This is a genomic window from Arthrobacter sp. 05N33_2 (assembly GCF_056397425.1).
On sequence record NZ_JBFTNJ010000058.1, the window covers coordinates 1 to 21,187 of the forward strand.

The following is a 21,187-nucleotide window of genomic DNA, read 5'->3' on the forward strand; positions in this document are numbered from 1 at the left end:
GTCAGGTTCCTCCTGAGGATGGACGACTTCCATTGGTATGGCATCGAAGCCTCCGGACGCCAAATCCGGGTCGTGGCCCAGATCGGACCCCTTCAGCAGGTGGTAGCGACAGCGGAAATCGACCCAGCACCTGGATCATTTCAGCTGGAAATCGCATGCAACGACTCACCCTTGGCGGGCCAACCGGGCATAAATACTGGGCCGGACGAAGTCACATTGGGCTTTCGAGAGCACGGCGAGCTGACGACGCTCGCGCGGATGGACGGCCGGTATCTGTCCACAGAGGTCGCCGGCGGGTTCACCGGCCGCGTTGTCGGACTGGCGGCAACCAGCGGCAGCATTATCATCGAACGGTTCGAATACAATCATCACGATTAGCGCCGCTCGAGTTCGTCCATCCCTGAGAGTCTCCGGCCCCATTTAGGGCACGATTGCGCTCTCCCAGCCAGTGCGGGAGCTCCACAGTCGGGGAGGAATGCGTGCGAACCCTAAACGCCGGCTTCGACGGCTCGTCAAACAGTGGAATGTGAATGACTGCTGGTCGCATTCGTGGATTCATCGCACGAGGGATGCTGCGCGGCTGACCGCCGGCGGTTCTCCAGGATCAGTGGCAGAAGGGCCGCAGGGGAGGCAGCAACGGCGGCGGCCTGCGAGGCTTCCTCGGCCTCCCCGTATCCCCAGAGTGCGAATATTGTGGGGATTCCGTGTATAGCTGCTCCCGCGACGTCGTAGCTTCGGTCTCCGACCATTGCGGGACTGGAGATGTCTACGCCTGTGGAATGGAGCCGAAGCAGCAATTCGGCGATGACGTCGGCCTTGCTCGCTCTTCCCTCGCTATCTGACGCTCCGCATACGGTGATGAAGTGGCAATCAATTCCGAACATTCGTGCCAGTCTTTTTGCTTGATCTTCAACCTTGGATGTGGCTACGGCCATCGGAATGCCGGCCGAATGTAGGCGTTCGAGTAGATCGATGATCCCGTCGTAGGGGCTGGACTGTTCGGCGCCATGATCGGCGTACGCTTTGCGATAATGTTGGAGGGCCTTTTGGGCCGTCTTTTCGTCCAGTTGTGAGACTGTTCTGAAGGACTCGATCATGGGCGGACCAACGAATCGGCGCAGTATGTCCATGCTGGGGACCGGCGCGCCCACAGCTGCCAATGCCTGTGCAGCACTTGTTGTAACGCCCGGCGCTGAATCCAGGAGCGTGCCGTCCATGTCGAACAAGATGCAGCTAATGCCAGTGAGAGACGGCCGGGCTTGATGAAGTGTCATTTTTTCGAGGCTTTCGGTCTTGAAGTTGTTTCCGTTCCGGTTGGGTCCGGGGGATTATTGCTGTGAAGGGCAGGCATGGATCGAGTGAGTCTTGATCAGATTGATCAGAGGATTCTTGCGGAGCTTACGAAGAACGCTCGCATGAGCCATGCAGAGCTGGCGACCAAAGTCCTCCTTTCGAGGAACGCTGTGCGCCAGCGGATCGAGCGGATGGAACGGCAAGGGTATATCCAGGGGTACACGATTGTTGCCGGCCCTCCGGGCCCGGGCCCGGTGTCCGCCTTCCTGATGGTTTACAGGAAGGACCGGGTTCGGGGGGCGGACGTCATCTCCGTGTTGCGGTCGATTCCCGAGGTGGTTCTGTGCGATGTCGTGAGCGGTGACTTTGATCTTCTGGTGAGGCTCGAGGCCCGGTCGCTGGAGAGGGTGCAGGAGATCTGGGAGCAGATCGCTGCTATTCCCGGAGTCACGGACACGGTGACGGCCATGACGCTTTCCAGTTTCATCAGGCGGGGCGCCGGAGGTGCCCGCGCCACGGAGTGAAAGTGAACCCGCTGATGGTGAAGTTCTCCAAGGCCCGGGCGGTGTGTGCTCCCCAATAGGCTGTGGCCGGAAAAGGAACGCTCCCGAGCGAATCCGTCTCGATGCGGGTGGCCATGGTTTTCTGTCCTCCGTGTGGAAGTTTGGGTGGTGCGCAGTTTTGTGCCGGCTGCTCGGAGGAACTGGAGGGGCGCGGGCCCTCGGCCGCGCCCCTCCAGTTCGATCAGTTCTTGATGCAGATGACTTTGGGCTGGGTCATCTCCTCATACGCGAAATGGACGCCCTCCCTGCCCATGCTCCCGTACTTAGCCCCGCCGAATGGCATGCCGTCGAACCGGTAATCAGAGGARTCATTGATCATGACGCCGCCTGCTTCGAGCTGGCGGGCCGCATCCATGGCCCTGGCCAGGGAGTCGGTGAATATGCCCGCATGAAGACTGAACTCGATGGCATTGGCGACGTCGATGGCCTCTTCGAAGGTGTTGAATTTACGAAGCATGACCACAGGGCCGAAAACCTCCTCCCTCCACAGGCTGCTGTCCGCCGGGACGGCTTCCAGGACGGTCGGCTGAAGCACATTGCCGTCCGTGACGTTGCCTGAGAGCAGGACGGCGCCGGCGTCGAGGGCCACGTCCAGTTTGGACTGGAGCTCCTGCAATGCTGTGGGGCTGATCATGGGTCCGACATCCGTCTGTTCATCCATTGGATCCCCGGCAACCAACCGCGCCGTTGCCTCCAGGAAGCGCTGGCGGAACGCGCCGTACACTGGGGCGGCTACGAGGATCCGCTGCACCCCCACGCAGTTCTGGCCGGCAGCCCAAAACGCTCCGGAGACACAGGATTCCACGGCCTTCTCGATGTGGGCATCGTCCAGGACGATCACGGGTGCGTTTCCGCCGAGATCCATGGAAAGCTTCTTCAGGCCTGCGGTGCGGGCGATACTCTCCCCAGTGGAGAACCCCCCGGTGAAGGACACCATTCGTACGTCCCGGGACCGAATGATTTCTTCGGCCACGTCCCGGTCGCCGTGAACAATCGTGAGGGCTTCCGGCGGGAGGCCGGAGCTCACGAGGGCGTCCGTGAGCAGCTGGGCTGACAGGGGAGTCAATGCAGAGGGTTTGAGGATCACGGCGTTTCCTCCGGCGATTGCCGGGCCGATCTTGTGTGCCACCAGGTTGAGGGGGTCGTTGAAAGGAGTGATCGCGGCAATGATGCCCAGTGGTTCGCGCGAGTACCAGCCGGTGCGGTCCTCTGAGCCCTCGTACGAGTCAAAGGGTATGACTTCGCCTGCGTTCCGGCGCGCTTCGGTAGCGGAGAGGCGGAGCGTGTTGACCGCGCGCATCACTTCCTTCCGTGCCTGGCGGATCGTTTTCCCGGCCTCGGACACAATCGTTTGCGCGAACTCCTCGCTGCGCTGCTCGATCTCCGTTGCGGCGCCGTCCAGTATCTTCCCGCGGGCGTTGCGGGACAGTGCCCGTGCCTTCCGGGCGCCGACGCGGGCCGTTTCGATCACGGCTTTGCCGGCGGTGGCCTCGGTCAGCGAAACCGCGCCGACCACTCTGCCGTCGTAGGGGCTCATCACGTCGCGGAACTGCGGCAGCGCCGTTTCCGTCGAGCACAGCGTTGATTCAGACATTTGCGGCTACTTCCGTCCTGGCTGCGTGCATTGCGATGATGTCAGAAAGCAGGGCGTAGGCGGTCTCCACACGGCCGGCTCCCGGTCCGGAGACGGTGACCGGGCCCAGAAGGTCGGTGTCGAAGGACACGGCATTGGTTGCGCCGGAAACGCCGGCCAGCCCATGGCCGAGGGGGAGCGCTACGGGGGAGACGCCTGCGGTCACTGACCCGTCCGGGTTCCGCCGCGCTGAACCCACGAGCTTCCAGCGGCGTCCCTCGCGGGTTGCCTTCTGGATATTCTCCGGCGTCACTGTCGAAATCCCCGCCCGCTGAACGTCCTTTAGTTCGATGCCTGCGTCGAGCAGCTCGTTGGCGAGGATCAGTACCTTGAGCTGAACGTCGTATCCCTCGATGTCTGCTGCGGGATTGGCTTCGGCGTAGCCGCGTTCCTGTGCCTCGCTGATGGCCTCTTCGAAGTCCAGTCCGGATTCCATCCGCCCGAGCACATAGTTGCTGGTGCCGTTGAGGATGCCTTCGAACCCGTTCAGCTTCAGCCCCGCGAACATTTTCTTGGCCAGGCGGATGACAGGAGTGCCGCTCATGACGGCACCCTCGAATTCGAAGTGCACGCCGTTCTGTTCGGCCAGGGCGGTCAGTTCGGCGCCGCGGAGGGCAACCGGGCCCTTGTTCGTCGTGCAAACGCTCTTGCCGGAYTCGAGSGCCCAGCGTACGTGCGAAACTGCTGGCTCGCCGTCGTCGGGATTCGTGAACGTGGCCTCGCAGATGATGTCGGCGGTGCAGTCACGGATAACTGATTCGTTATTGGTGTCCGCGGACCCGCCATGGGCGGCGAAGGTTTCGCTTCCACCGTCCAAATTGAGTGCGATGCCGAGGTCGATCCCCTCGGGCTGGACCAGCGAGCCGAGACGCAGGTCGGTGATGGCGACGACACGCAGGCCGAAGCCCAGCTCGGAACGGAGTGTGTCACCGCGTGTTGCGACCAGTTCGGCCAGCGTCCTGTTGACGCCGCCGAAGCCGATCAGCGCAATGTCATAGGTGGTCATGGTGCTCCTTAAGTCAGATACATCGGTCCTCCAATGCTCACCGCATTCCATGTCCGTCAGTGCATGTCATTGTGACCGAACAGCAGGGCGAACTGACCATCTGTAGGCCGATTCGGCAGCAGCGCCTCGAAGTAACTTAGGTGCAACATAAGCATGTTGAAATGTTTTTAATGACCCAAAGGCCGTTTTCGTGTTACTTTCATCACTACCGCCACTGCACAGCCCGAGGCGCCCTGTCCCCCAAGCCGGGGCGATGTGCGCATCTTTCGCATCAGACCTATCCACTCACCGGGGAGAAACCATGGAACCCTCATCACCTGTCCAGCTAGACACACAACCCACGTTGCCCCCGTCGACCGACTCCGGGCTCCGGCGGTCCATGGGGGCACGCCATCTGGTCATGATCGCCATGGGCGGGGTGATCGGCTCAGGGCTGTTCCTGAGCTCGGGCTACACCATTTCCCAGGCCGGACCGCTCGGCGCGGTCATCGCCTATCTGATCGGCGCCTTCGTTGTGTACCTGGTTATGGCCTGCCTCGGCGAGCTTGCCATCGCGTATCCGGTCTCAGGCGCCTTCCACATTTACGCGGCGAGGTCGATCGGGCCGGCCACAGGGTTCGCCACGGCCTGGCTCTACTGGCTCTGCTGGGCAGTGGCCATCGGATCGGAGTTCACTGCCTCCGGTCTCCTCATGCAGCGCTGGTTCCCGGATGTTGACGTCTGGGTCTGGTGCGTCATCTTCGCCTCGGTCCTCTTCGGATTCAATGCAGTTTCCTCGAAGTTCTTCGGCGAGTCCGAGTTCTGGTTTGCCATCGTCAAAGTCGGCGCCATCGTGGTCCTCATCGTTCTTGGTGGCGCGGCGTTGTTCGGCATCCACCCGCTCAGTGAGGGAGGCAGCCACCCGTTCATGTTTGAGAATTTCAACACCTCCAGCGGCCTCTTCCCCAACGGTTTCAGCGGCGTCCTCGTCACTGCACTTGCAGTGTTCTACGCCTTCTCCGGCTCGGAACTCATCGGTGTGGCAGCGGGCGAAACAGCTGACCCCGCCACCAGCATCCCCAAAGCGATGCGCAGCACAGTGATCCGCCTGCTGATCTTCTTCGTCGGGGCAATCGCTGTCATCGCAGCTACCATCCCTTTTGATCGGGTAGGCCTGGATGAAAGCCCGTTCGTGACTGTCTTCTCATCCATAGGCATTCCTTTTGCCGCCGACATCATGAACTTCGTCATCATCACCGCCCTCCTCTCCGCCGGAAACAGCGGCCTCTTCTCCTGCGCACGGATGCTCTACTCCCTTGCCGACGAGGGGCACGCCCCCCGGGCGCTGAAGAAACTGACCCGGGGCGGTATCCCCCTAATCGCGCTTTCAGTCAGCATGCTCGGAGGCCTTGCGTCGCTCATCAGCAGCGTCGTTGCGCCCGAAACGGTCTACCTGGCTCTCGTTTCAGTGGCAGGTTTCGCCGTCGTCGGGGTCTGGATGTCCATCACCGCCTCGCACTTCTTCCACAGGAGATCCTTTGTCAAGAACGGCGGCGATGTCGCCGCCCTTGCCTACAAGGCCCCGCTGTTCCCGCTGGTGCCCATCCTGGCCTTTTCGCTCTGCMTAATATCGCTCATCGGCATCGCCTTTGACCCGAATCAGGTGGCAGCCCTCTATTTCGGAATCTCTTTTGTTGGTGCCTGCTACGCCTTCTTCTACTTCAAATACGGGCGCAAGGCGCGCGCAGACCAGCTGTCCTGACGCCATCATCAACCATCGTCTTCTCAGCTTCGTGGTCGGGGTCTTTCTTTCCCGGCCACGAGGCTGTTCAAGGGATAAACCATGAACTCACAAGGCCTGATGCAACACGTGCGCAGTTCGGTCCAGGACGCCGGCAGCTGGCTGGAGATTGACGCCGCCGCTTTCGAATCAAACGTCCGGACCCTCCTGTCCATGATCGATGACCGCGCGCTGTTGTGCGCAGTGGTCAAGTCCCATGCCTACGGGCACGGAGCTGACCTCTTACTCCCGTCCCTTGTTCGTCTGGGCGTTCCATTCATCGGAGTAGGAAGCAACGAGGAGGCAGCCATTGCACGCCGCTGCGGTTTTGAGGGCCGGATCCTGCGTGTCCGTGCCGCGGCGCCGCAGGAGATCAGAGCAGGCCTGCGTCACGACATCGAGGAACTTGTCGCCGACCCGCAGAGCGCGTGGGAGATACACAAGATCGCTGCCGCGGCTGGGAAGGTGGTCCGCATCCACCTCGATATCAACTCTTCCGGGATCAGCAGGCACAGCCTCGACGTCTCATCCTCGCTTGGCCGGGCATCCGCGGTAGGAATCGTGAGCCACCCGGGGCTTCAACTGGCCGGGATCATGACGCATTTTCCCAAGGACGACGACGGCCATATCGAAACGACTCTTCTGCGGTTCCAAAGCCAGGCGTTGACACTGCTTCAATTGACCCGAACTCCCCGGGATGAAGTGCTGCTCCACTGCGCCAATTCATACGCCGCCCTGCACGTCCGCGGCTCGTGGCTGGACATGGTCCGTGCCGGGGCAGTCCTCTACGGCGATTCGGAACCTTCAACAGCGCACTTCCAACGGTGTTTGGCCTTCAAAGCCCGGATTGCGTCCATTAATAGCTATGCAGCAGGCACTAAGGTCGGCTATGGGCTCACCCACACCTTGGACCGCAACTCCAGGCTGGCTTCAGTGACAGCGGGTTACGGAGATGGCTACCGGCGGGCACTGGCCAGCCAAGGCAGCGTACTTGTCCGCGGCCGACGCGCTGCCATAGTCGACATCGTTTCGATGAATTCCATGGTTGTCGACGTCACCGACGTGGCGGGAGTTTCCCCTGGAGACGAAGTCGTGCTGTTCGGGCGGCAGGGACGGGCAGAAATCGCTCCCGCAGAACTGGAAGCAGCGAATTCAGCGATACTCGCTGACCTCTACACTGTGTGGGCGCAAGGAAACCGCGTCCTGGTCAACAATGAAGACATGTGAGAATAGGCGTAGTCATCGGGCGGAAGGAGCACGGAGCATGGATTCTTCCTCGGAAGCGTCGTCCATGGCCCAAGGACTTCGAATAGTTCGGCTGGTCGCAGACCGGGAGAAGCAGGGCAGGCGGCTTCTCGGCGTTTCCCAGCTCGCATCCGAGCTGGATATGGAACAAAGCCGCGTMTCMCGGCTGACGCAGGAATTGTGTGAGCTGGGACTGCTGGAGCGAGTCGAACGCGGTCCCTTCCGAACCGGTCCACGTTTTTTCAGCCTGGCCGCAGCGCTGAATACCGGCTGGGTCCGCGAATCAAAAACCGAACTTGAGGCTTTAGTGGCTTCTTTCGGCCTTAGATCCAGAGTTTCCGTCCGTGATGGCTTCCGGGTCGTTCTACTGCGGGCCTCCAGTAACGATGCGGTACCCGGCAGCTTCGTGAAACCCGGCATGGTGACGCCCGTGTGGTGCACCGGCTCCGGACGGGCCTTGCTGTGGGACGACCAACAGCCAGCCGTGGAAGTCCTTCTCCAGGATGTCAACTTTATCGGCGTAGGCGGTCCGGGGGCGGCCCATTCGCCGCAAGAAGTCGCCGAACTGATGGACCGGGACAGGGCGCGGGGCTTCATTGTCGCGGAGGAAGAATTCGAGCACGGAATCTACGAACTGGCCGTTCCGGTCCGCAACGCTGAAGGATCGATTCTTGCCGCGCTCAGCGTCCTCGGCAGCCGGGCCGAGATCAAACCCAGCACCAATGGCATTGCAAAGGCCCTTACGGCAGCAGCCGAGCGGCTGGGGTCCTTTGAGGGCCGTCCCCGGGACAACGCGGTCCGGAAGGGCCTTGCCAGCTAGAGCCGGTTCTGCGGCGCCGCGTGACCCAGCGTTGACTCAAGCCACTTTCCCCAGGACACGAGAGGCGTGGCGCATAGCTCCAGGCGCGGCTCCAAGCGTGTCTTGGCGCCGACGACCTGAAGCGCTGCCACCACATCGCCCTTGAAGTCGCGAATCGGAACGGCCAGCGAGTAAAGTCCTGGTTCGGCTTCCTCGTCGACAATGGAGTACCCCCGTGCCCGCGCCCCGCGCAGTCGTGACAGGAAGTCCTCGACGTCAAGCGGTGTATTGGGGCCATGGCGCACGAAAGGTACGCCGGAGAAAATGGTTCGGACCTCGGCGTCCGAGGCTTCCCACAGCAGGGCCTGGCCGGCATCGCTACAAAACGCCGGGTAGGGCCGGCCCAGCCACGAACCGACCATGTTGCTACTTGCCGGAACACGCTCACCGATGGTGACAGTACTGTTTCCGCTCATAACTCCAAGGAAGCATCCTTCGTTAGTTTCACCGGCCAAGCCTTCCAGAGCGGTTACGCCGTCGGTCTGCAGCCGTTGCTCTGTCAACAGCTGTGCGTCTGTCAGGAGCGACCAGTTCATTGTGTAGGACCGATGGTCTCCGCGTGCCAGAAACCCCTCCTGCTCGGCGGTCCGGAGACTGCGCGAAACCTGGCTGCGGTCCCTGCCCAGATCGGCTGCTATATCAGCGACCGTTCCGCCAGACAGGCCTTCTGCGTTGCGGGAGCCCACAGCGAGGACAGCCATGATTCCCCGGCCCATGCTGGACGTCTTAGACATGGATCCGATTCTAGTCACTGCACGAACGTGTCTTAGTGGATGGCGAAGACACGGGCTGGAAAGCCGCTGCCTTGCAGTGGCTTAGGCCAGCTTGCAATGAGGATCGCGCCGGCTTCTGGAAGTCCGTCCAGGTTCGCCATCAGCTCGATCTGCCACCGGTTCCGCGCCAGGACATAGGTCTCCAAGGTGAAATCCTGGCAGGACGTAGCCCGCCCCGGGTCTGTGTCCGTCTGCTCATGGCCGACGGCAGTTACCGACCGCTCCTCGATCAGGAAGGAGAGGACTTCCTGCGACCAGCCAGGTGTGTGGCTGACACCCTCATCGTCCCTGTTTGCCATGGCGTCGGCGTCGGGCCAACGATGGCTCCACCCTGTCCGCAACGCCACAAAGGACCCGGGTGCGATGGCACCATTGCGGCGCTCCCATGCCTGAATGTCCTCCATCGTGGGAGTGGCGTCCGCATTTACGGTGACCCGGGCGGTGATGTCGAGGATGACCAGTGGGAGGACCATGTCCTCCACAGGAATCTGGTCCAAGGTCCGTCCCCCGCGGATGAAATGCGAGGGAGGGTCAACGTGCGTACCCCATTGGCCGATGATCGAATACCGGTGAGCGGTGAAACCGTCGCCTTTCTCCAGGTCGAAGACCGCCTCCCTGATTTCGTCGGGGAAGGCCGGGAAATGCGGCTGGCCGGGGTGGAAGGCGTGCGTCAGGTCGGTGAATGACCTGCCCGCCAGCAACGCCTGCAGACCGTCCCAAAGTCCAGCTGTGGTGGCTTCAATCATGATGCGGCCTCGCTCTCAAAGAGTGCGGGAAGGGCTGTGCTGGAGACGCTGACCGGGCCTGTCAGTTCGATGACCGGTACCTCCCAGGGATGGATATCCACGATGTGCTGCAGGAAGCGTTCCACGGCGGCGTCAGGGAGCGCCGCATCGAAATACGTCGTGAAGACAAAGGTAGGCGAAATTGTCCGCTGCCCCACCTGCCCCAACGTAGGGTTAGCGCCTTCAGTGCAGGTGAAACCCTCGAAACCCAGGCCGGATTCAAATACATGCCTGTAGTTGCCAAAATCCCCTAAGTCGGTGGATTCCGACGAAGCCTGGAGCAGGGCCGCGATGCCGGCTTCATCTTTGAACGCTTCTGCGTCCCCCGTGGCGAGCCGCGAGAAGGTTTCCGAAGCTATAGGCCAATGCACGCGCAGCTTGCGGACTGATTTCATTGCAATTTTCAAGGGAAGCCTCTTCCTGGGCAGTTCGCAAAAGGTGTCAGAATGCCATATTGGCAGAGAGTGATGTTCATTACAAGCATGAATATATGCTTATTACGCACAATTTTGAGAGGTGTTCGCGTTCACTCCGCACATCCGCCAGACTTTGGGCGTGACTGAGCCGCGGAACACCGGTTGCTGCAAGCGGCTGCTGACCGTCATCTGCAAGCCCCGGGCTGCACTGCTCTTTTTGGCACTCCACGTTGTGCTACCTTGCATTGCCGGGCCACGAGGCGCCGCAACTGCCCCGCAGGAAAGAACAAACCGAAATGCTTGGAGCCCTGAACGATGCCCAGTACCATCCTTTCCCGCATGCTCGACGCCGGAGCGAACCTGACCGTGGACGGTGCGCTCGCCACCGAGCTTGAAGCGCACGGCTGCGATCTGGAAGACCCTTTGTGGTCGGCTAAAGTCCTTCTGGAGCAACCGGAACTGGTCAAGCGCGTACACCACGATTACTTCCGCGCCGGAGCCACTGTCACCATCACGGCTAGCTATCAAGCCACACCCCTGGGATTCGCGCGCCGCGGCATCGGCGAGCAAGCGGCCTTGGAACGGGTGGCATTGAGTGTGCGCCTGGCCGACGAGGCACGCCGCGAGTACCTGGCGGAAAACCCGGATGCGGGCCCCCTGCTTGTTGCAGGATCGGTCGGGCCCTACGGCGCGTACCTTGCCGATGGATCGGAATACCGCGGCGACTATGTCCTCAGCCGAAACGAGTTTTTGGAGTTCCACCGGCCCCGAATCGCAGCGCTGGTGGAGGCCGGAGCGGACTTTCTTGCCTGTGAGACGCTGCCTTCATTGCCGGAGGCCGGGGCCCTGTTGGCACTCATGAAAGAGTTCGACGTCGAAGCCTGGCTCTCCTTCACGCTACGGGATGGCGGCCACATCAGCGACGGCACGCCGCTGGCTCAGGCGGCAAAGCTCTTGACGGCGGAGCCGCTCGTGGCGGCTATCGGCGTGAACTGCGTGCCGCTGGAGCTGGTCTCCCCATCGCTGGAGGCCCTGGGCAGAGCCACTGATACGCCCCTGATCGCATATCCGAATTCGGGCGAAAGCTATGACGCAGTCACCAAAACGTGGGGGCCGGCCGCGGCGAGCCCGTCGGGCCCCGATACTAAACAGCCCGCAAGCCTTGCGGAGGGAACGCCAATCTGGCGTGAACTTGGTGCCCGGCTCGTTGGCGGGTGCTGTCGAACGACCCCCCAGGATATTGCCGCCGTGACGGCGCTGTCAGAAAGTTACAAACCTGGATATCGACCGGTTGGTGCTGCTGGCGCAAGGAACTTCTGACGCGTCACGAACTTGGCCTCTACGCAGTTAACCTGAGTGGCGATGTCCCCTATTGAGTCACGATGTAACGGGATCTGTGCAGCAGCACCGATGCTTCTCCACACGGAGCACCGAAACCGCCATCCCAGCTGTGTATTAACCCGCCATTCTCAGCCCACAGTCACAGATTCACACCTACGGAAGTTCTCGCGGCGGGGAGGGGACGTAACGTGTCGCGCTTCAGGACCGGCTTGCGGACACGTCTGACGGGCAGTTGCGCAGCTCCTGAGGCGCGCAAAGAACGGCCGCGCCCCCTGCGGTCTGGGATGTGGCTGGTGGCCGGAACGCTCTGAAACGGCGAACTTGCGGTGTGTGTACATTGTCCACACTTCCGCCTTCGGATCGAGTCGTATGTGGGTCGGATCGGGCCGGACCTCGCATGTTCCCGGGGGAGTCCAGTGTTCATCCATCCCTGGATTCGCGGTTTTCGCCATGACTGCCAGAGCGTGCTCTACCACCACCCCGGCTCGTCTCTATTTCTCTCGCGTGTCGTCAGACAGTGGCATCGAGGGCGATGAGCGGCCGGGCGTGAGTGGTCGGAGGCGAGGGCGCCGGTCGCCGTCGTCGGAGATATCCGGCGTCGGACGTCCTGTGCTTTTTGATTCGTTCCGGTGCCGACCGGGTGTCTGCCTAGGGCCTCGGGGGAGCTGACCTGGTCGGACTGAGGATTTTCCGGTCTGGGAGGCGGGCGAGGGTGGCGCTGACGGAGCGGTATCCGGGACAACCGTCATTTGATTAGGTGGTTCAGGAACCCCCGTATTGGGCACCGGAATGGGCTTCGATTGCGATGTTGAGTTCTTCCAGGGTCGGGGGGTTTGCTCCCGGGCGCTGCACGGTGATGGCCGCGGCTGCAGCTGCGGTGTGTCCAAGCTGCTCCAAGACAGCTGGGGCGAAACCTTCGGTTCCTCGGGTGAGAAAGCCCAGAAGCAGGGCGGACATGTAGGAGTCCCCGGCGCCGATGGTGTCGGCAACTTTGGACTTCACGGCGGGAATGCTGATGTTAGCGGCGGGGGTGGTGAATTGTGAGCCGTCGGCGCCTTTGGTGATGACGGTAAGTCCGGCGCCCAGACCGAGGATGTGTGCTGCGGTTTCGTCCAGGCTTTTTTGGGGGTACAGCCAGTAGGCATCTTCGTCGCTGAGTTTGACGACGTCGGTTAGGGGCACGAGCTCTTCGAAGGTGGCCAAAGCTTCCCTGTGGCTGCCGAGCAGGGCTGGACGGATATTCGGGTCATAGGTGATCATGCAGTGTGTGCGGGCTTGTTCGAGCAGGGATTTCACGGCGCCGGCACCGGGATTAAGGAAAGTGGCGATGGATCCGGTGTGCAGGATTTTTGGGAAGTAGGCGGGGGCTGTCGGGGCAAGGTCCCAGGAGATGTCGAAGTCGTACTTAGCGGAGCCGTCGGGTCCAAGGGTTGCTGTGGCCGATGCCGTTTTGGTGAGGGATTTTGATCCGGGCAGAAGTATGACGCCTGCACTGCTGAGGTGGTTTTCGATGGAAATCCCACGCGCGTCCGGGGCGATGGCCGTGAGCAGACCTGTGGTGACGGCGAGGCGGCCAAGTCCGTAAGCCACGTTGGCCGGTGAGCCGCCGGGGTGCTCCACCGTGTCGTGCGACGTGGTGACCACGTCGATCAGCGCTTCGCCTATGACCATGACGTCGAGCGTCTGGTGAGCGTCGTTCCGGGCTGTTGTGAGGTAATCCATGGTCTGTCTCTCGTGGGATGGTGATGATGGGAACTCCCGGTATGGATCCGTCCGCGGACCTGGGGGAGGTCCGCGGACGGAGAAGGGAGCTCCGGTAGAGCGGGAGGGTACTAGCCGGCCATCAGGCGGTGGCTGCGCCGGTCATGATCGCCACTGCGTCGGTCATTGTGTGTGATTGCGGAGTGATGGTGGCAGCGCACTTGCCCAGGCGCTGGATGTGGATCCTATCCGCTACGTCAAAGACGTGGGGCATGTTGTGGCTGATCAAGATGACCGGCAGGCCGCGGTCGCGAAGGTCCCTGACCAGCTGGAGCACCTGGTTCGATTCCCGGACGCCAAGTGCCGCCGTCGGTTCATCCAGCACAACGACCTTTGAACCGAACGCTGCGGCGCGGGCCACGGCGACAGCCTGGCGCTGGCCGCCCGAGAGGTTCTCCACCGGCACTGTCACGTCCTGCAGGGTGGAGATGCCCAACCGGGTCAGCTCTTCCTTGGCCTTCCGGCGCATACCTTTGGTGTCAAGCATCCGGAACACGCTCCCGAGGAGTCCCGCACGCCTTTCCTCCCGACCCAGGAACAAGTTCGAGGCGACGTCGAGGGCCGGTGAGACAGCGAGGTTCTGGTACACGGTTTCGATGCCGTGGACCCTGGCGTCCTGCGGCCGCTTGAAGTGCACGGGCTGTCCTGACATGAAGAGCTCGCCGGAGTCTGGGACTTCTGCTCCGGTGAGGCATTTGATCAGGGTTGACTTGCCTGCGCCGTTGTCGCCGATGATCGCGAGGACTTCGCCCGGGTAGAGGTCGAGACTGACCCCGTCCAGTCCCACGACACGGCCGAAAGTCTTGACGAGGTTCCGGGCCTGCAGGATGGGCTCGCGCGTGGCTACGTGGGGGGCTTCAAATTCTGTCGTGGTCATGACTTGACCTTTCGGATCCACTGATCGACGGACACAGCAACAATGATCAGGACGCCCACGGCGAGCGTCTGGTAAAGCACGTCCAGCCCGGCGAGCGAGAGGCCGTTGCGGAAGACACCCACGATCAGCGCTCCAAGCAGTGAACCCCAGATGGAGCCGCGGCCGCCGAAGAGGCTGGTTCCGCCGATCACGACGGCGGTTATGGAGTCCAGGTTCAGGTCTACGCCGGCGTTGGGGCTGGCGGCGTTGGTGCGCCCGATCTGGATCCAGGCGCCGGCGGCCAGGACGGCGCCGGCGGCGAGGTAGACGCTCATGAGAACCCGGTTTACGGGGATGCCAGCCAGGCGGGCGGCTTCCTTGTCATCGCCCACGGCGTAGACATGCCGGCCCCAGGCCGTCTTGCCCAGGATGAAGGCGACCGCGACATAGAGCAGGAGCATCATGACGACGCCGGTGGAGATCCGCACGGGGCCGAGCGGGAAGGTGGTGCCGGTCCAGGTCAGCAGGGGAGGCATGGCCGAGCCGCGAACGGTCGCTCCGTTGGAGTAGAGCAGTGTCAGGGCGATGAAGATGTTCAGCGTGCCGAGGGTGACGATGAACGGCGGGAGCCGGAACCTGGTGACCAGGAATCCGTTGAGTGCTCCGGCGGCAAGTCCTACGACCAGGCCTGCGAGCAGGGCAACAGGTGCGGGCAGTCCGTTGTTGACGGCGAGCTGGGCCATGACCATGGAGGAGAGGATCATGACGGCGCCGACGGAGAGGTCGATGCCAGCGGTGAGGATGATGAGGGTCTGGGCGATGGCCAGGGTGCCGACGACGGAGACCTGCTGGGTAATCAGCGAGAGGTTTTCAACCCGCAGGAACCTGTCATTGAGGAGGCCGAACACCACCACCGCGATGAGAAGTACGAGGGCGGGACTGAGGGCGGGGTAGCGGTGGAGGGTATTGCGTATCCGGCTGAGCGGTGTCTGGCGGTCAAGGAATTCCTCCGCCAGGTCGGCATGCCCGGCGCTGGGCGGGCCGGCGGTCTGTTGCTGGGTCACGATTGGTCCTGATCTTCCGTGATGGTTGCTAGGGGAGGCCCTAGCTCGGGAGATGCGGGGCGGGGAGGCCGATAGCGGGCGCCGGGTCCCCGCCCCGCAGTGAAGCTGGGTGGGTTACTTTCCCCAGCAGATGTCGGAGGCTTGGGTGGTGGTGATGCTCTTGACGCCGTCGGCAGGCTTGTCTGTGACGAGCTCGACGCCGGTGTTGTAGAAGTCCAGCCCCGGTGAGTTGGCCGGCTTCTGGCCGGTCTTGGCGAGGTCAACGATGGCCTTGACGCCCAGTTCGGCCATCTTGACCGGGTACTGCTGGGCCGTGGCGCCGATGACGCCGGACTTGACGTTGTTCACGCCGGTGCAACCGCCGTCCACCGAGACGACCAGCACGTCCTTTTCCTTGCCGGCGGCCTTCAGTGCCTCGAAGGCACCCGCTGCCGCAGGTTCGTTGATGGTGTAGACGACGTTGATGTTCGGGTTCTTGGCCAGGAGGGTTTCCATGGCGGTGCGTCCGCCGTCTTCGGCGCCCTGGGAGGCCTGGCTACCGACGATCTCGTAGTCGCCGCCCTTGCCGCCGGTGTACTTGCCGGTCTTGGCTTCGTCGCCGTTCTTCTTTTTATCCGCGGTGTCGATACCGAGGCCGGTCAGGAAGCCCTGGTCCCGGTTGTAGTCAACCGAGACGACCTTGTCATCAAAGAGATCGACGAGGGCAATCGTCGCTTTTTTCCCGTCCAGCTGAGCTGCGGTCCATTTGCCGATCAGCTCCCCGGCGGCGAAGTTGTCAGTGGCGAACGTGATGTCGGCTGCGTCGGCGGGATCCGGCGGGGTGTCCAGAGCGATGACGAAGAGCCCGGCGTCCTTGGCCTTCTTCAGGGCGTCCACTACGGAGGGGCCGTTGGGGGTGATCAGGATGCCCTTGTCACCCTTGGAGATCGCGTTCTCAATGGCCTGGATCTGGGTGTCCTCGTCGCCGTCAGCCTTGCCCGCAGYGAGCTTAAGGTCCACGCCGCCGGCCTCGGCCGCCTTCTTCGCCCCGTCCTCCATGGCGACGAAGAACGGGTTGGTCGTCGTCTTCACGATCAGGGAGACACCGACCTTGTCCCCTGACGAGCTACCGGTTGATGAGGTGGACGGGGAACTGCCACCACAGGCAGAAAGACTGAGCGCTCCCAGAGTCAGCACTGCTCCTGCAGCGAACAGGCGGGTGGCCGTTGAACGGGGTGCTTTGGAACTCAACATTGAATCTCCTGGTGTTTGAGGCCCTCACTGGCCTCGACAACGATGTCATGTACGATGTAATCAGCATCACACCGGAGAGTCAATAGATGCAATGAGAAGGAGCGATTTTTTTGACAACGATGTCCAATCGTGGCCAGCCGGCCCTTTCCGCCAGCCGCCCGACGATGCGCCAYGTGGCTGCACTTGCCGGCGTAGGAATTAAGACCGTCTCGCGGGTGATCAATGACGAACCTGGCGTATCGGAAGCCACCCGCGACAAGGTGCTCAGCGCTTCCCGGCAACTTAACTACCAACTGGACATGGCGGCCGGCAGCCTGCGCCGCGCGGGCAGAAGGACGCTCTCGGTCGGGCTGTTGCTGCCGAGTGTTTCCAACCCGTTCAGCGGTGAGATCAACCGGGCAATAGAAGATGCTCTTGGGGCCAGGGGAATCGCGGTCTTTGCGGCGAGCCTGGACGATGACCCCCAGCGGGAGCAGGACATCGTGGCGGCATTTCTTGGGCGGCGTGTCGACGGGCTCATCCTCACGCCCATCGCCAGGAGCCAGGCGTATGTGATCCCGGAGCATTCCCGTGACCTGCCTTTGGTCTTCATCGACCGTGAACCGGTAGGAGTGGAAGCAGACGCCGTCGTGACCGACAACGCCGCAGGCTCCGCGAGGGCAGCCGCTCACCTGATCAGCCGCGGCCACACCAGGCTCGCCTATTTGGGGGACCGCACAGACATCCAGACCGCCCGGGAACGCCGGCGGGGGTTCATTGAGGAGATCGGCCGGCAGGGAATTCCCACCTCCACGATTCCCGTCCGTGAAAACCTGCACGATGAGGAATCGGCCAGATTGGCCACGTTGGAACTTCTCACCGCTGCCGAACCACCGACGGCGATCTTCTCCAGCCAGAACCTCATCACGTTCGGCGCCATGCGCGCTCTCGGAGAGCTCGGGCTGAGCAAACGCGTGGCCTTGATAGGGTTCGATGACTTCACGCTTGCCGACATGATGGATCCCGGCGTGACAGTCATCGCCCAGCACCCCGAGCGGATCGGGAAGCTGGCAGCAGAGCGGCTCCTGGCCAGGATCGATGGCGACCAGCAGCCCCCGCATACCTATGTTGTCCCGTCTGAGCTCATACAACGAGGTTCCGGTGAGCTGCGCCCTCCGGCCTGACAGGGGTGGCCTCCTGAACTATATTTCGAACCCATCGACCTGAAAGGGATCATGATGACCAAGACCCTGTATGCCGAGTTCACCGTCAAGCCCGGCAGCGAAGCCCGCGTTGCTGAAATGATGCTCGAACTGACCCGGCATGTGCGCCGTGAACCGGGCAACGAGCTGTTCCTTCCCTGCACCCGGGAAGAGAACCCCCGGGAGTACTTTGTCTTTGAGGTCTACCGCGATGAAGCCGCGTTCCAGGAACACATCGGCGCCGATTACGGCGCCAGATTCAACGAGGAACTGGCCCGCCATATCGAAGGCGACGCCTCGGAACTGACCTGGCTTCTGCCGCTGGAATAGCCCTCAGCCAAATCCAGCCGATCCACGGTCGGCGGGAGCTGCTGCGTCCAGGACCCGCGGAGACGGCTGAACGGAGCCGCCTGCCGGAAATAACCCTTCCAGCCCTGCCGCTGGGAGGGAATTTTCTGCTGCCCGCCCATCGCTTCGCCCGGCTCAGCCGCGCGGCGGGCGGCCTCATTCCCGCGCCGCCAAAACCGTTGACTTGTCTGACGGACATCACTTAGTGTCCTTCGCACTGACAACGTTGTCTACCGACGACGCGCGCAACGAAGGGCGAATCAAACGAATGAAGAACACGACCACCCGCAGGACGCATGCCGTTTCTGCACTGACGCTCGCGGGACTGACGCTGGCCGCGGCACTGGCAGGTTCCCTGCCGGCGTCGGCCGCGACGGGCCCCGGGGACGAACCCTACCGGCCGGCCATTCACTACACGCCGGCAAAGAACTGGATGAACGACCCCAACGGGCTCGTCTTCTACAAGGGCGTCTACCACATGTACTACCAGCACAACCCCTCCGGTAACACCTGGGGGAACATGTCCTGGGGCCACGCCACATCGAAGGACCTTGTTCACTGGCAGGAGCAGCCGCTGGCGATCTCCACCGATGCAGAGCAGGACATCTTCTCCGGCAGCGTCGTCGTGGACAAGGACAACACGACCGGTTTCGGTACGAAAGAGAACCCACCGCTGATCGCGATCTTCACCAGCGCCTACAAGGACGCCTCGCCCCACCGCGGCCTGCAGGCGCAGTCCCTGGCCTACAGCCTCGATGACGGCCAGACCTGGACCAAGTACTCCGGCAATCCTGTACTGAACCGAAACTCCGCCAACTTCCGTGACCCTAAGGTCTCCTGGTACAACAAACCCGGCGGCGGAGGCTACTGGCTCATGACCGCGGTCGAAGCCCAGGATCACAAGGTCGTCCTCTACAAGTCCGCCAATCTCAAGGACTGGACCGCCCTGAGTGAATTCGGACCAGCCAATGCCACCGGCGGGCAGTGGGAATGCCCCGACCTGTTTCCCCTCGCCGTGGACGGCGACCCGAAGAACGTTAAATGGGTCATGGTCGTCAACATCAACCCCGGAGGCGTGGCCGGCGGCTCCGCTGGCCAGTACTTCGTGGGCAACTTCGACGGCACCACCTTCACCTCCGAAACCACCAAACCCGTGGCCACGCCCCCTCCCGGGAAGGTCCTGGCCGGATTCAACGACGGAACTTACAACGGCTGGACCGTCAACAACGAGCCAGGAAACTGGAAGAACGGCCCATTCGGCAGCACTCCGGCAAACGGAGCCCTTCCCGGCCAGAGCCCCGTGACCGGCTTTGACGGCAGTGGCCTGATCAACTCCTTCAACGACGGCGACTGGCCGCTCGGGTCCATGCAGTCACCTAACTTCACCGTGACCGACGACTACCTGAACTTCCTCGTGGGCGGTGGCAAGCACCCCCGCGTCTCCGACAAGCTGGACAACACCCCGCCCGAAGGGGAGCTCAAGTTTGACGGCTTCGAGGTTCCCGCCGGGACATCGCTGGCCGACACCGGCTGGACCGGGACCGGCGACCTCACCCCCAACTTCCAGCCCTCCACCAGCGGCGGGGACTTCTACCTCGGGGCCAAACGGATCAACACCTTCGAGACCGGCACCGCACCGGGCGATGACCGGCAGGGCACCCTGACATCACCGGAATTCCCCATCACCAAGAATTTCATGAGCATGCTGGTCGGCGGCGGCAACCGCTCCGCGGACTCCGGACAGATCCTGGCCGCCCAGTTGCTCGTCAACGGCAAGGTGGTCCGCTCCCTCGCAGGAGACAATTCCGGAATCCTGAACTGGAAAGGCTGGGATGTCGCCGAGTTCGCGGGACAGAATGCACAGTTGCGTGTAGTTGACCAGGCCACCGGCGGGTGGGGACACCTGACCCTTGACCACGTCATGCTGACTGACGGCCCGGCCGTTCCCCGGTCTGACGAGGAATCGGTAAACCTCGTGGTCAACGGACAAGTGGTCCGCACGGCCACCGGAAACGACAGTGAAAAGCTCGACTGGGCATCATGGAATGTCAAAGAATTCGTTGGCCAACAGGCACATATCAAAGTGGTCGACAATAACCGATTCGGTTGGGGCCACATTCTCGCGGACGACTTCATGCTCTCCTCGAAACCGGCACAGTCGGCCCTGGAGACCTATGACTGGCTGGACTACGGACGCGACTACTACGCCTCCGTGTCCTTCGGCAACATGCCCGATAACAAGCGGGTCATGCTCGGCTGGATGAACAACTGGGACTACGCCAATGACATCCCCACCAGCCCCTGGCGCAGCGCCATGGCACTTCCCCGCGAGGTCAACCTGACCACGACTCCTGACGGCCCTCGCCTCACCCAAAGCGCTGTCAAGCAAGTGGAACAGTTGGGCGGGAAGGTCTCCTATCAGGATAAGAAGGGCGGACCGATTCCCGCCGGGACACACCAGTTGTCGGCTTCAGCATCGGGCCAGGTCCAACGAGTCGACATCGCCTTCGCGCCGGGCTCGGCCAAGAAATCCGGCATCACCGTACTGGGCGATGGAGCCGCATCCACCGTCATCGGCTACGACGCCACGACCGGGAAGCTCTTCGTTGACCGCACTAACTCCGGCAACACCGCGTTCCACCCGGCCTTCGCTTCCATCGAGGACGCCCCCGTCACCCTGGACAAGGACGGCAACATCACCATGCGGATCTACCTCGACCGCTCCTCAGTAGAGGTCTTCGCCCAGAACGGTCTGCGGACCATCACCGACCAGGTATTCCCCAACGCCGGAGCCGACAAGATGGCCCTCTTTGCAGAAGGCGGTACCGCCCAACTCAAATCACTCACCGTGACACCGCTTGAAAGGGCAATGTTCCTGGCTGAAAAGAAGTGACCCCACCCGCCGCCTGACGGGCTCCCCAAGGAGCTGGAACTGAAGGGATTGCGCCCGGTATTGCCACGGGCACAATCCCTTCAGCTCGTCTATACCCCGGCGGCCGAAACATCAAGGGAAAGCCCCAGAGCAGCGCGCTCATTTGGAGGAGTTCACGCACTGCGGGGTTGGTGAGTGC

Annotated in this window: 19 protein-coding genes and 1 pseudogene; 9 read left to right on the top strand and 11 right to left on the bottom strand. The window is 62.3% G+C overall.

Annotated elements, in window-relative coordinates:
• A partial coding sequence (locus AC1DHX_RS16845) for a beta-xylosidase family glycoside hydrolase (RefSeq protein WP_476900268.1) occupies nucleotides 1-378 on the top strand: 378 nt, incomplete at its 5' end.
• Between the two features lie 134 nt (nucleotides 379-512).
• Here the strand turns inward: AC1DHX_RS16845 and AC1DHX_RS16850 are convergent.
• Nucleotides 513-1,274 carry an HAD hydrolase-like protein gene (locus AC1DHX_RS16850; RefSeq protein ID WP_476850816.1) on the bottom strand — a complete coding sequence of 254 codons (762 nt, stop codon included), beginning with the start codon at nucleotides 1,272-1,274 and terminating at the stop codon, nucleotides 513-515.
• A 75-nt stretch (nucleotides 1,275-1,349) separates the two neighbouring features.
• Between AC1DHX_RS16850 and AC1DHX_RS16855 the strand changes: the two genes are divergently transcribed.
• The gene (locus AC1DHX_RS16855) at nucleotides 1,350-1,817 is read left to right on the top strand and encodes an Lrp/AsnC family transcriptional regulator (RefSeq protein WP_476860516.1); all 468 of its coding nucleotides are present in this window, start codon (nucleotides 1,350-1,352) and stop codon (nucleotides 1,815-1,817) included.
• 10 nt (nucleotides 1,818-1,827) lie between these two features.
• Here AC1DHX_RS16855 and AC1DHX_RS16860 read toward each other — a convergent pair.
• From AC1DHX_RS16860 to AC1DHX_RS16870, 3 genes and pseudogenes are all read right to left on the bottom strand, one after another.
• A pseudogene (locus AC1DHX_RS16860) lies at nucleotides 1,828-1,932 on the bottom strand (lyase family protein); the annotation flags it as partial.
• 105 nt (nucleotides 1,933-2,037) lie between these two features.
• The gene (locus AC1DHX_RS16865; RefSeq protein WP_476858247.1) at nucleotides 2,038-3,450 is read right to left on the bottom strand and encodes an aldehyde dehydrogenase family protein; all 1,413 of its coding nucleotides are present in this window, start codon (nucleotides 3,448-3,450) and stop codon (nucleotides 2,038-2,040) included.
• A complete protein-coding gene (locus AC1DHX_RS16870; RefSeq protein ID WP_476860515.1) occupies nucleotides 3,443-4,495 on the bottom strand; it encodes a homoserine dehydrogenase in 1,053 nt (350 codons plus the stop codon). The genes AC1DHX_RS16865 and AC1DHX_RS16870 overlap by 8 nt, the downstream gene beginning before the upstream one ends.
• 301 nt (nucleotides 4,496-4,796) lie before the next feature.
• On the opposite strand from AC1DHX_RS16870, the gene AC1DHX_RS16875 reads away from it, so the two are divergent.
• The 3 genes from AC1DHX_RS16875 to AC1DHX_RS16885 all read left to right on the top strand — a co-directional run bounded on the left by AC1DHX_RS16875 (nucleotide 4,797) and on the right by AC1DHX_RS16885 (nucleotide 8,319).
• Nucleotides 4,797-6,236, top strand: a complete 1,440-nt coding sequence (locus AC1DHX_RS16875; protein WP_476900269.1) for an amino acid permease — start codon at nucleotides 4,797-4,799, stop codon at nucleotides 6,234-6,236.
• Nucleotides 6,237-6,317: 81 nt separating this feature from the next.
• Nucleotides 6,318-7,481 (top strand): alanine racemase, encoded by a 1,164-nt coding sequence (gene alr / locus AC1DHX_RS16880; protein ID WP_476860513.1) that lies wholly within the window; start codon nucleotides 6,318-6,320, stop codon nucleotides 7,479-7,481.
• Between the two features lie 37 nt (nucleotides 7,482-7,518).
• A complete protein-coding gene (locus AC1DHX_RS16885) occupies nucleotides 7,519-8,319 on the top strand; it encodes an IclR family transcriptional regulator (protein WP_476860512.1) in 801 nt (266 codons plus the stop codon).
• Here the strand turns inward: AC1DHX_RS16885 and AC1DHX_RS16890 are convergent.
• The 3 genes from AC1DHX_RS16890 to AC1DHX_RS16900 are packed head-to-tail and all read right to left on the bottom strand — an operon-like array spanning nucleotide 8,316 to nucleotide 10,323.
• Complete coding sequence (locus AC1DHX_RS16890; protein WP_476860511.1) at nucleotides 8,316-9,092, bottom strand: IclR family transcriptional regulator; 777 nt, start codon at nucleotides 9,090-9,092, stop codon at nucleotides 8,316-8,318. The genes AC1DHX_RS16885 and AC1DHX_RS16890 overlap by 4 nt on opposite strands.
• Before the next feature lie 32 nt (nucleotides 9,093-9,124).
• The gene (locus AC1DHX_RS16895) at nucleotides 9,125-9,877 is read right to left on the bottom strand and encodes a cyclase family protein (RefSeq protein ID WP_476860510.1); all 753 of its coding nucleotides are present in this window, start codon (nucleotides 9,875-9,877) and stop codon (nucleotides 9,125-9,127) included.
• Nucleotides 9,874-10,323, bottom strand: coding sequence for a hypothetical protein (locus AC1DHX_RS16900; RefSeq protein WP_476858242.1), 450 nt, complete (start codon nucleotides 10,321-10,323; stop codon nucleotides 9,874-9,876). Before AC1DHX_RS16900 ends, AC1DHX_RS16895 begins: the two co-directional genes overlap by 4 nt.
• Nucleotides 10,324-10,647: 324 nt before the next feature.
• Here AC1DHX_RS16900 and mmuM point away from each other — a divergent pair, with 324 nt between their 5' ends.
• Nucleotides 10,648-11,652 carry a homocysteine S-methyltransferase gene (gene mmuM / locus AC1DHX_RS16905; RefSeq protein WP_476860509.1) on the top strand — a complete coding sequence of 335 codons (1,005 nt, stop codon included), beginning with the start codon at nucleotides 10,648-10,650 and terminating at the stop codon, nucleotides 11,650-11,652.
• A 783-nt stretch (nucleotides 11,653-12,435) separates the two neighbouring features.
• Here mmuM and AC1DHX_RS16910 read toward each other — a convergent pair.
• The 4 genes from AC1DHX_RS16910 to AC1DHX_RS16925 form a co-directional block, all read right to left on the bottom strand.
• Nucleotides 12,436-13,395 carry a carbohydrate kinase family protein gene (locus AC1DHX_RS16910; RefSeq protein ID WP_476860508.1) on the bottom strand — a complete coding sequence of 320 codons (960 nt, stop codon included), beginning with the start codon at nucleotides 13,393-13,395 and terminating at the stop codon, nucleotides 12,436-12,438.
• A 121-nt stretch (nucleotides 13,396-13,516) separates the two neighbouring features.
• Nucleotides 13,517-14,311, bottom strand: a complete 795-nt coding sequence (locus tag AC1DHX_RS16915; RefSeq protein WP_230011630.1) for an ATP-binding cassette domain-containing protein — start codon at nucleotides 14,309-14,311, stop codon at nucleotides 13,517-13,519.
• Complete coding sequence (locus tag AC1DHX_RS16920; protein ID WP_476850804.1) at nucleotides 14,308-15,354, bottom strand: ABC transporter permease; 1,047 nt, start codon at nucleotides 15,352-15,354, stop codon at nucleotides 14,308-14,310. The genes AC1DHX_RS16915 and AC1DHX_RS16920 overlap by 4 nt, the downstream gene beginning before the upstream one ends.
• A gap of 114 nt (nucleotides 15,355-15,468) precedes the next feature.
• Nucleotides 15,469-16,587 carry a substrate-binding domain-containing protein gene (locus AC1DHX_RS16925; RefSeq protein ID WP_476900270.1) on the bottom strand — a complete coding sequence of 373 codons (1,119 nt, stop codon included), beginning with the start codon at nucleotides 16,585-16,587 and terminating at the stop codon, nucleotides 15,469-15,471.
• A 164-nt stretch (nucleotides 16,588-16,751) separates the two neighbouring features.
• Between AC1DHX_RS16925 and AC1DHX_RS16930 the strand changes: the two genes are divergently transcribed.
• The 3 genes from AC1DHX_RS16930 to AC1DHX_RS16940 all read left to right on the top strand — a co-directional run bounded on the left by AC1DHX_RS16930 (nucleotide 16,752) and on the right by AC1DHX_RS16940 (nucleotide 21,009).
• A complete protein-coding gene (locus tag AC1DHX_RS16930; protein WP_476850951.1) occupies nucleotides 16,752-17,750 on the top strand; it encodes a LacI family DNA-binding transcriptional regulator in 999 nt (332 codons plus the stop codon).
• Nucleotides 17,751-17,804: 54 nt separating this feature from the next.
• Nucleotides 17,805-18,098: a putative quinol monooxygenase gene (locus tag AC1DHX_RS16935; RefSeq protein ID WP_028275207.1), complete on the top strand. Its 294-nt coding sequence runs from the start codon at nucleotides 17,805-17,807 to the stop codon at nucleotides 18,096-18,098.
• Nucleotides 18,099-18,384: 286 nt separating this feature from the next.
• A complete protein-coding gene (locus AC1DHX_RS16940; RefSeq protein ID WP_476860507.1) occupies nucleotides 18,385-21,009 on the top strand; it encodes a GH32 C-terminal domain-containing protein in 2,625 nt (874 codons plus the stop codon).
• Nucleotides 21,010-21,187 lie beyond the last annotated feature (178 nt).

What these genes read in the sequence shown, in the direction of transcription:
- AC1DHX_RS16850 (WP_476850816.1), bottom strand. Translation starts at nt 1,274, where the DNA reads ATGACACTTCATCAAGCCCGGCCGTCTCTCACTGGCATTAGCTGCATC.
- AC1DHX_RS16855 (WP_476860516.1), top strand. Translation starts at nt 1,350, where the DNA reads ATGGATCGAGTGAGTCTTGATCAGATTGATCAGAGGATTCTTGCGGAG.
- alr (WP_476860513.1), top strand. Translation starts at nt 6,318, where the DNA reads ATGAACTCACAAGGCCTGATGCAACACGTGCGCAGTTCGGTCCAGGAC.
- AC1DHX_RS16890 (WP_476860511.1), bottom strand. Translation starts at nt 9,092, where the DNA reads ATGTCTAAGACGTCCAGCATGGGCCGGGGAATCATGGCTGTCCTCGCT.
- AC1DHX_RS16895 (WP_476860510.1), bottom strand. Translation starts at nt 9,877, where the DNA reads ATGATTGAAGCCACCACAGCTGGACTTTGGGACGGTCTGCAGGCGTTG.
- mmuM (WP_476860509.1), top strand. Translation starts at nt 10,648, where the DNA reads ATGCCCAGTACCATCCTTTCCCGCATGCTCGACGCCGGAGCGAACCTG.
- AC1DHX_RS16910 (WP_476860508.1), bottom strand. Translation starts at nt 13,395, where the DNA reads ATGGATTACCTCACAACAGCCCGGAACGACGCTCACCAGACGCTCGAC.
- AC1DHX_RS16915 (WP_230011630.1), bottom strand. Translation starts at nt 14,311, where the DNA reads ATGACCACGACAGAATTTGAAGCCCCCCACGTAGCCACGCGCGAGCCC.
- AC1DHX_RS16935 (WP_028275207.1), top strand. Translation starts at nt 17,805, where the DNA reads ATGACCAAGACCCTGTATGCCGAGTTCACCGTCAAGCCCGGCAGCGAA.
- AC1DHX_RS16940 (WP_476860507.1), top strand. Translation starts at nt 18,385, where the DNA reads ATGAAGAACACGACCACCCGCAGGACGCATGCCGTTTCTGCACTGACG.